The sequence below is a fragment of the Phenylobacterium sp. genome (assembly GCF_031412415.1).
Taxonomy (GTDB): Bacteria; Pseudomonadota; Alphaproteobacteria; order Caulobacterales; family Caulobacteraceae; genus Phenylobacterium.
The window spans coordinates 1-11,307 of the sequence record NZ_JANOCX010000098.1; the positions used below are offsets into that span (position 1 = coordinate 1).

Annotated in this window: 12 protein-coding genes and 1 tRNA gene; 5 read left to right on the forward strand and 8 right to left on the reverse strand. The window is 68.7% G+C overall.

Annotation, left to right across the window (positions count from 1 at the left end; translation table 11 throughout):
• Window positions 1–771: taurine dioxygenase (gene tauD / locus RMO04_RS05150; protein WP_309643721.1), on the forward strand; the 771-nt coding region annotated here is incomplete at its 5' end.
• Window positions 768–1,520, forward strand: a complete 753-nt coding sequence (locus RMO04_RS05155) for an N-acyl homoserine lactonase family protein (RefSeq protein WP_309643722.1) — start codon at window positions 768–770, stop codon at window positions 1,518–1,520. The genes tauD and RMO04_RS05155, both read left to right, overlap by 4 nt.
• On the opposite strand, the gene RMO04_RS05160 is transcribed toward RMO04_RS05155, so the two are convergent.
• The 5 genes from RMO04_RS05160 to RMO04_RS05180 form a co-directional block, all read right to left on the reverse strand.
• The gene (locus RMO04_RS05160; protein WP_309643723.1) at window positions 1,501–2,010 is read right to left on the reverse strand and encodes a hypothetical protein; all 510 of its coding nucleotides are present in this window, start codon (window positions 2,008–2,010) and stop codon (window positions 1,501–1,503) included. The genes RMO04_RS05155 and RMO04_RS05160 overlap by 20 nt on opposite strands.
• Window positions 2,011–2,143: 133 nt before the next feature.
• Window positions 2,144–2,650, reverse strand: coding sequence for a gluconokinase, GntK/IdnK-type (locus tag RMO04_RS05165; RefSeq protein WP_309643724.1), 507 nt, complete (start codon window positions 2,648–2,650; stop codon window positions 2,144–2,146).
• The gene (locus RMO04_RS05170; protein WP_309643725.1) at window positions 2,647–5,007 is read right to left on the reverse strand and encodes a transketolase; all 2,361 of its coding nucleotides are present in this window, start codon (window positions 5,005–5,007) and stop codon (window positions 2,647–2,649) included. Before RMO04_RS05170 ends, RMO04_RS05165 begins: the two co-directional genes overlap by 4 nt.
• Before the next feature lie 106 nt (window positions 5,008–5,113).
• A complete protein-coding gene (locus RMO04_RS05175) occupies window positions 5,114–5,617 on the reverse strand; it encodes a GFA family protein (RefSeq protein ID WP_309643726.1) in 504 nt (167 codons plus the stop codon).
• A gap of 6 nt (window positions 5,618–5,623) precedes the next feature.
• Window positions 5,624–6,340, reverse strand: a complete 717-nt coding sequence (locus tag RMO04_RS05180) for a VOC family protein (RefSeq protein WP_309643727.1) — start codon at window positions 6,338–6,340, stop codon at window positions 5,624–5,626.
• Between the two features lie 2 nt (window positions 6,341–6,342).
• Here RMO04_RS05180 and RMO04_RS05185 point away from each other — a divergent pair, with 2 nt between their 5' ends.
• Window positions 6,343–7,494 carry an alpha/beta hydrolase gene (locus RMO04_RS05185; protein WP_309643728.1) on the forward strand — a complete coding sequence of 384 codons (1,152 nt, stop codon included), beginning with the start codon at window positions 6,343–6,345 and terminating at the stop codon, window positions 7,492–7,494.
• Window positions 7,495–7,570: 76 nt separating this feature from the next.
• Here RMO04_RS05185 and RMO04_RS05190 read toward each other — a convergent pair whose 3' ends face one another.
• The gene (locus RMO04_RS05190) at window positions 7,571–8,212 is read right to left on the reverse strand and encodes a choice-of-anchor C family PEP-CTERM protein (protein ID WP_309643729.1); all 642 of its coding nucleotides are present in this window, start codon (window positions 8,210–8,212) and stop codon (window positions 7,571–7,573) included.
• A gap of 252 nt (window positions 8,213–8,464) precedes the next feature.
• Here RMO04_RS05190 and RMO04_RS05195 point away from each other — a divergent pair, with 252 nt between their 5' ends.
• The gene (locus tag RMO04_RS05195) at window positions 8,465–9,079 is read left to right on the forward strand and encodes a peptidylprolyl isomerase (protein ID WP_309643730.1); all 615 of its coding nucleotides are present in this window, start codon (window positions 8,465–8,467) and stop codon (window positions 9,077–9,079) included.
• A gap of 108 nt (window positions 9,080–9,187) precedes the next feature.
• Window positions 9,188–10,183 (forward strand): nitronate monooxygenase family protein, encoded by a 996-nt coding sequence (locus RMO04_RS05200; protein ID WP_309643731.1) that lies wholly within the window; start codon window positions 9,188–9,190, stop codon window positions 10,181–10,183.
• A gap of 41 nt (window positions 10,184–10,224) precedes the next feature.
• On the opposite strand, the gene RMO04_RS05205 is transcribed toward RMO04_RS05200, so the two are convergent.
• Window positions 10,225–10,301: transfer RNA gene (locus RMO04_RS05205), tRNA-Arg, on the reverse strand.
• 85 nt (window positions 10,302–10,386) lie between these two features.
• A partial coding sequence (locus tag RMO04_RS05210) for a P1 family peptidase (RefSeq protein ID WP_309643732.1) occupies window positions 10,387–11,307 on the reverse strand: 921 nt, incomplete at its 5' end.

The following is an 11,307-nucleotide window of genomic DNA, read 5'->3' on the forward strand; positions in this document are numbered from 1 at the left end:
GCCCTGCTGAAGCATCAGGTGATCTTCTTCGAGGACCAGCACATGAGCCCGGTCCAACACCGGGATTTCGCCGCCCGGTTCGGCGCCCTGCACACCCATCCGCTCTATCCCGGCGTGCCCGAGGCGCCGGAGTTGTTCATCCTGGACAACCACAAGGACAACCCGACCGACAACGACAGCTGGCACACCGACGTCACCTTCATCGAGACCCCGCCCATGGCCTCGATCCTCTACGCCAGGCATCTGCCGGCCTCGGGGGGCGACACCATCTGGTCGAACATGAAGGCGGCCTATGAGGCCCTCTCGCCGGCGTTCCGCGAGTTCCTCTCCAGTCTGGACGCGGTGCATGACTTCGCCCGCGGCTTCCCTCAGCGGGGCATCGTCGCCAAGGGCGCGGGCGAGGACAAGCATGCCAAGGCGCTGGCCGAGCACCCGCCGGTTCTGCACCCGGTGATCCGCACCCATCCCGAGACCGGGGACGACGGACTGTTCGTCAACTTCGGCTTCACTGACCGGATCAAGGGCCTGCGCCGCAAGGAGAGCGACGCGATCCTGGGCATGCTGTTCGAGCATATCCAGAAGCCGGAGTTCCTGGTCCGCTGGCGCTGGAGCGACAACGCCGTGGCCTTCTGGGACAACCGGGTGACCCAGCACTACGCGGTCAACGACTACTTGCCGCACCGCCGGATCATGAATCGCGCCACCGTCCTGGGTGACCGGCCCTACCACCGCTCGCGCATGCCGGCCGGGATGAAGGCGGCGGCGGAATGAAGGTGTATCCGCTGGAGTGCGGACGCCTGACGGCGCCGGTCGAACTCATGGAAGAGGGACCGACCGGGCCTCGGACCATGCCGGTGATGGCCTTCCTGCTGGTCCATCCCGACGGCCGCATGGCCCTGTTCGACGCGGGTCTCCTGCCCGAGATGGACGGCAAGCTGTTCTCCGACGCCTTCCAGCTCAGTCTACCGCCCGGCGAAGACGTGGCGTCACGGCTTCAGGCGATGGATGTGGACCCCGATCGCGTCGACAGGCTGGTGCTGTCGCACAGCCATTTCGACCATGTGGCGGGCGCGGCGTTGATTGCGAACGCCGACCTGGTGATCCACGCCGCGGAGCTGGAAGCCGCCCTGGAGGAGGCGCCCAAGGACTACGCCCGGCGGACCCTCGACCTCGGACATCGGCGCATCTGCACCGGCGACAGTTTCGATCTGTTCGGCGACGGCTCCGCGGAAGTGTTCGCCACCCCGGGGCACACCTGCGGGCACCAGTCGCTGCGCGTCCGGCGACGTTCAGGCTGGGACGTCCTGGCCGGCGACGCCTGCTATTTCTGCGCGACCCTGGTGGACGAAGGCGTGCAGCCCTACGCCGATGACAAGGTGGTCTATCTCGACACCCTGCGGCGGCTGAAGGCCATGGGCGAGGCTGGCGATCTCATCGTGCCAGGTCACGACCTGGGTTTCCTGGAGAACCTGCCCGCCGGGACGACCCTGCAGGCGTCGGCTACTGCCGCGACGGGTTAGCCGCCATGGCGAACTCGCGGCCATCGAGGCGGGCCAGGGCCGCGCCGCAGGCGCGGCCGGCCGCGCCCTGATCGTCGGCCTTGTAGCGGAGGGTGGTCACGGCGAGCGGGCCGGCCTTGCCGTCCAGCAGCTCGATGGCGGTGTCGGCAAGGGTTTCGCGGGTATAGATCGCGCTCAGGCAGGCGTCGCGGACCTCGCCCGGGGCCTGGGCCTTTTGCAGCGCGCCGAAGGCGGTCAGGCAGGCGCTCTTCGCGCCGGCCATCGCGGCCCGGGCGCCGTCTCGCGGCGAGGCCGCGGCCACCAGCAGACCGATGTCGCCGCTGGCGCGGTCGGAAGCCAGTTCGCAGGGTTCGACGATGGCGCGCACGTCCTGGACCACCTGGGCGGCCGTCGGCGCGGCGACGGCGACCTGGGTCATGGGGACATCGCGGGCCGGCTGACTGCAGGCGGCGAGGGACAGCAGGCTGACAAGAGCGAGTTTGCGGAACACGGGGAGGTCTCCGGGACGTCGTAGGTACGGCGCCCGAGATCGAATCGACGCCTCCCCGCGTCGAAATCCTTGGGCAGAGCTTCAGATAGTACTGCTCACGAGTTACGCCAAGGTTGCGCAACATGACTAATTTCTAATGTGGCGCGAACTCCGCGAGCTCGGCGCAGAGCTCGGCGACCACGGCTTCCACCGGGCGAGCGACGTCCGTCACCAGGGCGTCGGCCGGCGGCGTCAACGCCGCGAACTGACTCTCCAGCAGGGCCTGGCCCACGAGATGGCCCCGCCGGGCCGCCAGCCTCGCCCCGATCAGCTCGGCGGACCCCGACAGCAGGATGTAGCGAACCACGCCTGGAAATCCCGCCGCGAGCCAGCGCCGCACGGCAGGCGTCAGGGCCGAACAGGCCAAGACCGTCACCGGAGCCTCGGATTCAGCGAGCGTTGCGCACAGACTAGCGACCCAGGGCTTGCGGTCGGTGTCGTCCAGCGGCCGGCCGGCCGCCATCTTCTCGCGGTTGGCGGCGGAGTGGAAATCGTCGGCCTCGACGAAGGGCAGACCCAGCCGATCGGCCATCGCCCGCCCGACCGTGGACTTGCCGCTGCCGGCCACCCCCATCACGACGATGAGCGTCCGCGGTGTCATGCGTCGCGCAGGAACAAGCCCGCGCAGGCCTCGACGATGGCCTGGGCGTCCAGCCGGTAACGGCGATAGAGGTCGGTGAGGTCGCCCACCTGGCCGAACTCATCCAGGCCCAAGGGACTCACCCGCTGCCCCAGCACGCCGCCCAGCCAGGAGAGCGCGCCCGGCGAGCCGTCGATCACCGTGACCAGCCCCGCGCCCGGCGCGAGCTCGGAGAGCAGCGTGGCGGCATGGCTGCGCTGGACACCCGCGCCGCTCCAGCGCGCGCGCTGGGAGGCCATCCAGTCGCGGTGCAGCAGGCCCGGCGAGACCACGTTCAGCACGCCGATGCCGCCAAAATCCTCGGCGAGCAGGTCGGCGGCCTCTAGAACTTCGGGGGCGACGGCGCCGCAAAAGGCGATGGCCGCCTCGGCGTTCGCGTTCGGCTTCCGCAGCCAATAGGCGCCCTTGAGAGCTTCGTCGCGCCAGGCGTCGTCGGCGCGTTCGACCTGCGGAAAGGACCGGGTGGTCAGCCGCAGATAGACCGAGCCGCCATCATCGGCCTGCATGTGCTCGAAGGACCAGCGCATGACCTCCGCCAGTTCATCGACGAAGGCCGGCTCGAAATAGGTCAGCTTGGGCTGTCCGATGCCGATAACCGGCGAGTGGATCGACTGGTGCGCCCCGCCCTCGGGACCCAGCGTCAGGCCGGACGGGGTCGCCACCAGCATGAACCGGGCGTCCTGGTAGCAGGCGTAGTTCAGCGCATCGAGGCCGCGGGCGATGAACGGGTCATAGACCGTGCCGATGGGCAGCAGCCGCTCGCCCCAGATCGGCGCCGACAAGCCCAAGGCCGCCAGGTTGAGGAACAGGTTGTTCTCGGCGATGCCCAGCTCGACATGCTGACCTGCCGTCCCGCCGATCCACTTCTGGGTCGAGGGGATCTTCGCGTCGCGGAACACGTCGCGGGTCTCGCGGCGGCGGAAGAGGCCGCGATGGTTCACGAAGCCGCCCAGGTTGGTGGAGACCGTGACGTCGGGCGAGGTGGTCACCAGGCGCTCGGCGATGGGATGCTCCATCTTCGACAGATCCAGCAGGATCCGACCGAAGGCGGCCTGGGTCGACTGCTCCTTGCCGTCGGGCGCGGGAAAGTCGGCGCGCGGCGGGATGGGGATGGCCGCCGCGACCGGACGGCGGTCGGCGGGCTGTGCGAAGGGCGAGGCCTCCACGAAACCGCGCAGGGCGTCGGCCTCGTCGGCCGGCACGCCGGCGTAGGGCTCCCACTCCTGTCCTGTCGGGACGCCGAGAACCTGGCGCAGGGCCTCCACCTGATTGGCCGTCATCAGGCCGGCGTGGTTGTCCTTATGGCCGGCCAGGGGCAGGCCGAAGCCCTTGATGGTGTAGGCGATGAACAGGGTCGGCGTGTCATCGGCGGCCGCCTCGGCATAGGCCTCCAGCAAGGTCTCGACGCAGTGACCGCCCAGGCCGGTCATCAGGGCCGCGAGCCCCGGCTCGTCGTAGCTGTCGAGCAGGGCTTTCACGCCCGGCCGGTCGCCGATGTCGCGCGTCAGCCGCTCGCGCCAGTCGCCCTGATAGGTCAGGGCCGCATAGTCGGCGTTGGGACAGCCGTCGATCCAGGTGCGCAGGTGCTCGCCCCCCGGCCGCGCGAAGGCGGCGAGCTGGGCCTTGCCGTGCTTCAGGTTCAGCACCCGCCAGCCGAAGGTGGCGAAGATGTCGTCGAACCGGTCGAACATCCGGTCGGCGGTGGTCGCGTCCAGGCTCTGGCGGTTGTAGTCGACGATCCACCAGGTGTTGCGGATGTCGTGCTTGTAGGCCTCGATCAGGCACTCATAGATGTTGCCCTCGTCCAGCTCGGCGTCGCCCATGGTGGCCACCATCCGACCCTCCCGCGCCGGGTCCAGCCAGCCGTGGGCCTTCAGATAGTCCTGGGTGAGGGAGGCGAAGGCGGTGACCGCCACCCCAAGGCCCACGGAGCCGGTCGAGAAGTCGACGTCGTCATGGTCCTTGGTCCGCGAGGGATAGGACTGCGCCCCGCCATAGGACCGGAACCGCTCGAGTTGGTCGCGGGACTGGCGGCCCAACAGGTATTGGATGGCGTGGAAAACCGGGCTGGCGTGCGGCTTCACCGCCACCCGATCCTGCGGTCGCAGGGCGTGGAAATAGAGCGTCGCCAGGATCGTGGTCATCGAGGCGCAGGAGGCCTGGTGCCCGCCCACCTTCAGCCCGTCGCGGCTTTCGCGCAGATGATTGGCGTTGTGGATCGTCCAAGTCGACAGCCAGCGCAGCCGCTCGTCCAGCCGGTTCAGATGCTCGACCGCGCGGTTGGTGGCGGGGGCGGTCTTCAAGCTGGCGCGAGGCATGGACGAAGGCTCCGTTGCGACGCCTCTGGCCTAGCATGAGGGGGCGCGGAGAGACTTTGCAAAGACGAGGGGCGAGCCACGGGGTTCAGGGCAGATTGTGCCTTGATCAGAACATGCCGTCCGGCTGGCGGCGCGCCTTGCGCCTTGGCCGTTCCCACATCACGCCCGGATAACCCTTCAACGGCGCCAGGGGCTCGCCCGCATAGGTCCAGTCGGCCTGCTCGTCGATGGACATATGATAGCGCGGCTCGCGGCCGGTGCGTTCGGCGAACAAGGCGCGCGGGATATTGACCATGGTGGGCGCCCACGCCCGCTCGTAGAGGACCGGGGTCCCGCACCGGGCGCAGAAGCTCCTGGCCGTCCGGGCCTCGGCGTCTTCGAACCGGGTTAGGCTGTCGCCGCCTTCGAGGATCCGAAAGCGGCTGCGCCAACTGCCGACATAGGTGGCGTAGGCGCAGCCCTGTGCGTGCCGGCTGGTCTGCGAGTGGTCATGCCACGCCCAGCGCGCGGGCACGTCGATCTCGAACCGCACGGCGCCGCAGACGCATTGTCCGCTCGCCTGCACGGCCGAGGCCTTGCCGGTCTTGGCGACGCTCGCAACCTTGCGCATGCCGAACTAGGCCGGGACCTTCACCGGCGGGTCGACGTAGGAGGCCGAAGCGGTGATCACCTCGTCCGGCACGGTCAGCATCCGCAGATAGGTCTCCTTCGGATAGGCCATGTGCGGCTTGTCCTCGGCGTAGGCGGGCTGGGCGACGGGGCTCGCCCCCGCATAGGCGGCCGGCGCCTTGAACCGCTCGGCCTCTTCCGCATTGATCCCGGCCTTGGCGAGCACGCTGGGGTCGATCCAGGCGGCGGGGTCGATGGCCTCGTGCGAGGTGGCGACCTCCAGGGTCATCTGGTCGGGCCCCGCGAAATAGATCGAGCGGCACATGCCGTGGTCGATGGGGCCGATGACATTGACCCCATGGCTACGGATGCGGTCGCGCATGGCGATCAGGTCAGCGTCGGTGTCCACGCCGAAGGCCAGATGCTGCAGCGTGCCCGGCGCGCTGGGCAGGGCGCCGTTGCCGGCGTGGGTCTTGCCCAGCTCGATGGGGATCTTGTCGACGTCGGGAAGCTGCACGATCGAGAAGTAGGAGTGGTCGTTCATCCGCAGGAAGGCGTGCAGGCCGCCCGGCACCCCGTGCATGTCGAACAGCGCCACCAGCGGGCAGCCCATCACCTCCGAGAAGAAGGCGATGTGCTTCTTGATGTCCCCGGCCATGAAGGCCAGGTGGTGGATGCCGGTCGGATGCTGCGCCATGGTGATCTCACCTGCGGGAGGGGACATGCATGAAGATCGTACGCGAGCCATACGGCTATGCCTATGCCGAGAAGAGCAGGCTGAAGGAGACCTATGGCGGCCCTGACGGCCAGGTCTTCGTCGAGTGCATGCGCATCCGGCCTGAGACCGGAGACTCCAAGACCGTCATCCTGTTCAGCCATCCCATCGGCGGCGGCTCGTTCCTGCCGCTGGTCAGCGCGCTCGCCCGCGCCGGCCGCCACGTCATCTATTGCAACACCCGCTACCGGGGGAACGACACCGCCCTGATCCTGGAGAAGTGCGTCCTGGACCTGGGCGCCTGCATCGCCGACCTGAAGATCCGCTTCGGCTACGAGAAGGTGGTCCTGGGCGGCTGGTCGGGCGGCGGCTCGCTGTCGCTGTTCTACCAGGATCAGGCGATGCGGCCGACGATCACCGCCACGCCGGCCGGCGATCCGGTCGACCTGGTCGGCGCCGGGCTTCAGCCCGCCGACGCTGTTCTTCTGCTGGCCGCCCACATCAGCCGCTCGGTGACCATGACCGAGTGGATCGACCCCTCGATCCTGGACGAGGACAAGCCCTTCGAGCGCGACCTCGAACTGAACATCTACAGCCCTGACTGCCCCAATCAGCCGCCCTATTCCGATGCCTTCGTGACCCGCTTCCGCGAGGCGCAGGTCGCCCGCAACCGGCGCATCACGGCCCGCGCCAAGGCGACCCTGGCCGAGCTCAGGGCCGGCGGCGAACCCGACATGGAGCGGCCCTTCGTGGTCTACGGCACGATGTGCGACGTGCGCTGGACAGATCCGGCGCAGGACCCATCCGACCGCCGGCCCCACACCTGCTACCTGGGCGAGCCGCGCATCGCCAATGACGGGCCGGTGGGTCTTGGCCGCTTCACCACCCTGCGCTCATGGCTCTCCCAGTGGAGCTATGACGAGAGCCGCGCCAACGGCGTGATCAACGCGGCCGGGGTCACTTGTCCGACGCTCACCATCAACAACACCGCCGACCTGGCCTGCACGCCCAGCCATGCGCGGCGGCTGTTCGCGGCGCTCGCGTCAGCCGACAAGACCTATGTCGATATCCAGGACGCCGACCACTACTACATGGAGCGCCCCGACCTGCTGCCGCAGGCGAGCGCCGCCGTCACCGACTGGCTGGACGCGCGGGGATTCTAGGCCGCCAGGTCCGAAAACGAAAAGGCCCGGCTCCGCGTTGGCGGAACCGGGCCCTCGAAGGTTCTGGTTCGGAGGCTTAGGCGGCGAGCGCCATACGGCGGCGGCTGCGCGCCATGGCGCCGACGGCGCCGAAGCCGATGATCATCATCGCCCAGGTGGCGGGCTCCGGCACGGCCGAGGCCGAGACGTTGTCCAGGGCGGGACCGTAGGCGTCGCCGGTCAGCGAGGCGAAGACCAGGGTCGTCGAGGCGGCGGTCGCCACGAAGGTGAAGCTGCTGGGCGTCCAATTCATGTCACCGTGGCTGGCGCCGGTGGTGTCGAAGTTGAAGTTCTGGACACCGACCGAGGTCACGGCCATGGCCTTCAACACCGGGCCCGCATCGGGGTTGCCGGCCAGATCGAAGCTGACCTTGTACTTGACGCCCGAGACCGTGGTGATGGTCTGGGAGATGGAGCCCGGCTGGTTGCCAGACAGGTCGACGCTGCGCGAGCCTTCCGACGCTTGCCAGTAGGACCCGATGTAGTCGACGCTTTGCGGACCGACGGTCCAACCGGTGATGTCAGTGCTCCCGGCGAACACGGTGGTGAAGGCGCCTGGATCGAAGGCGCCGGCTTCGAAGCCACCGTTGGTGATCAGTTCGACGGCGGCGGAGGCGGTTTGGGCGAAGGCGGCGCCGGAGACCAGGACCGCGGCGGCCAGAACGGATTTCATTTTCATCACGGGGCTCATGTTACTGAATCGCTAGGTCGCGCAATCAGACCACAGCAGTTGCGGCCCACTAATCATCGTGGCGACTTTGCGGCAACATGGTTAACGCGGAACCGCGTGTCTTTCCCCAAATGGGGGATTTCTTGGGTCGTCCGCCGTGTGCGGGACCAGCTATGGGCCTGTAGGTTGCCTTCTCGAGTCGGAAGCGCGCGGACCTGTTAGGTCGCGAAGACTCAGCAACCTCGACGGAGCGGAATGCAGATGGACGTGACGAACCTCAAACGCCGTAGTTTCGTCGCCGGCGCCGGCCTGGTCCTGGCCGCCCCGCGCGTGGCCTCGGCGGCCGGCGGCAAGCCCCGCGTGGTCATCAAGACCAGCCGAGGCTCGATCGTCGTGGAGCTTGAGGCTCGGAAGGCGCCGATCACCTGCGCCAACTTCCTCCGCTATGTCGACGCCAAGGCCTATGACGAGGGCTCCTTCTTCCGCGCCTCGCGAACCCCCGGCATGCCGACGGAGGGCACCATCGTGGGCGCCCCGCCCGCCAATGTCCGGCCCTTTCCCCCAATCCGGCACGAAAGCACCACCAAGACCGGCCTGCGGCACCTGAATGGCACATTGTCCCTGGGCCGCTTCGCGACGGGCACGGCGACCAGCAACATCTTCATCTGCGTGGGCGACCAGCCGTACCTCGACGCAAATCCCGCGGAACCCGGCGATAACCTGGGCTACGCCGCCTTTGGCCAGGTGGTGTCGGGCATGGCCGTCGTCTCGAAGATCCTGTCGCTGCCGACCAATGGGGCGACCAAGTTCGCCGATCAGCGCGGCCAGTGGCTGAAGCCGCCGGTCTCGATTATCAGCATGCGGCGGTCCGGCTGACGGCGGGACCCCAAGCTAATCCTTGCGGCCCGGGCGAGCGATCCCGATACTCCCGTCATAATCAGGAAGCCTCGGCTTTCAATGACAAGTCATAGGGAGACGAGTTTCATGATCAGCACCCGTATTACCGAGATGTTCGGCGTCGAGACCCCCATCGTCATGGGCGGCATGACCGGGGTGGGCTACGCCCCGCTGGTGGCCGCGGTGGCCAATGCCGGCGCCCTGGGCTTCATCGTCGCCCACCATTCGCCCACCGCCGAGGACCTCTGGAAGGAGATCCAGCGGTGCAAGGACCTGACGGACAAACCCTTCGGCATCAACCTGACCCTGCTGCCGTCGCTCAATCCTATTCCCTATGACGAGTATCGCGAGGCGATCATCGAGTCGGGCATCAAGATCGTGGAGACGGCGGGTCGCAATCCCACCGACCACCTGCCTCGGTTCAAGGAACATGGCGTCAAGGTCATCCACAAGTGCACCTCGGTCCGCCACGCGATCACCGCGGTACGCCACGGCATCGACGTGATCTCCATCGACGGCTTCGAGTGCGCCGGCCACCCGGGCGAGGACGACGTGGGCCTGGTCGTGCTGCTGCCGGCCACGGTGGACGCGGTCAACGTGCCGGTCATCGCCTCGGGCGGCATGGCTGACGGACGAGGCCTGGCCGCGGCATTGGCGCTGGGCGCCGACGGGGTCAACATGGGCACCCGCTTCATGGCCACCCAGGAATGCGCCATTCATGAGAACGTGAAGCGCAAGATCGTCGAGAACACCGAGCGTGACACGCTTCTGACCAACCGCACTCTGCGCAACACCAGCCGGGTCGCGCGCAACGCGGTCTCCGAAGAGGTGGTGGCCATCCAGCAGGATCCGACCAAGACCATCGACGACGTCCGCCACCTGGTGGCCGGCATCCGCGGCCGCACCAATGTGATGGGCAAGGGCGACACCGACGACGGCATCTGGACCGTCGGCCAAAGCCAAGGCCTGATCCACGACATCCCCACCGTCGCCGAGTTGGTCCGCAACGTCGCCAGCCAGGCCGAGGACGTCCTGACGCGAGGTGCGCGTTGCGTGACGACGGGAGATCGTCAGCCGGCGTGACGGCGGCCGGGCGGCGTCAGTGACTGGATTTCGGAAGAAATTGGCGCGCCCGGAACGATTCGAACGTCCGACCCTCAGATTCGTAGTCTGATGCTCTATCCAGCTGAGCTACGGGCGCGCACTTGCCTTGCGGCGAGGGCGCGGAACCTAGTCCGGGCGGCGGCGAAGCGCAACCCGGGGGCGGTGGGAAATTTCACGGGCGGCTAAGCCGGCAGATCGCGCCAGCACCTGACGTCGGTTCCGGGCCACGGGGTGGCGGCGTGGACGGCCCTGGCCACCGCGCGCGCCAGCACGTCGGCGGCAAGCGCGCCGATGCGGGCGAGGATGAAATCGGCGTCCTGGGGCATCGGCCTGCGGGCCGTGGAGAGGGCGAACACCACGTCGCCGTCGAAGGGGGCGTGGATGGGCCGGATGGCGCGGGCCAAGCCGTCCTGGGCCATGATCGCCACACGCTTCGCCTGGGCCGGGGTCAGGGCGACATCGGTGGCGACGCAGGCGATCGTGGTGTTCATGCGCGCGGCGGGATCGGCCTTGGCCAGACCCCAGTCGTCGGGGTCGGCGCGCAGGCCGCCCGCGCCCAGGCCGCCGAACTCCGCGCCTGCCTCATAGGGCGCGGCCCAGAAGGTCCGTCCGCCGGGGGCGACCACCGAGCCGAAGGGATTGACCGCCGCCAGGGCGCCGACCGCGATCCCGTCGGCGGCGATGATGGAGGCCGAACCGGTCCCGCCCTTCAACGCCCCCGCCATGGCGCCATGGCCCGCCCCGGCCGTGCCCAGCTCGAAGTCCAGGCCCGCGCTCACCGCCGCCTCGCGGCCCAGGCGCCGATAGGGCGGATCCTCGCCCCAGGCCTTGTCGCCGCCATTGGCCAGGTCATAGAGGATCGCCGAGGGGATGACCGGCGACACCGGCACGCCGGGCCGGTTCACCAGGCCATAGCCACGGCCGCGCGCGCCCAGCCAGGCGGCGACACCGTCGGCGGCCGCCAGGCCGTAGACCGAGCCGCCCGACAGCACGATGGCGTCGATGGCCTCGACCAGGGTCTCCGGGCTCAGCGCGTCGGTCTCCCGCGTGCCCGGTCCCCCGCCGCGTACATCGCAGGCCGCCACGGCGCGCGCGTCGGGGAG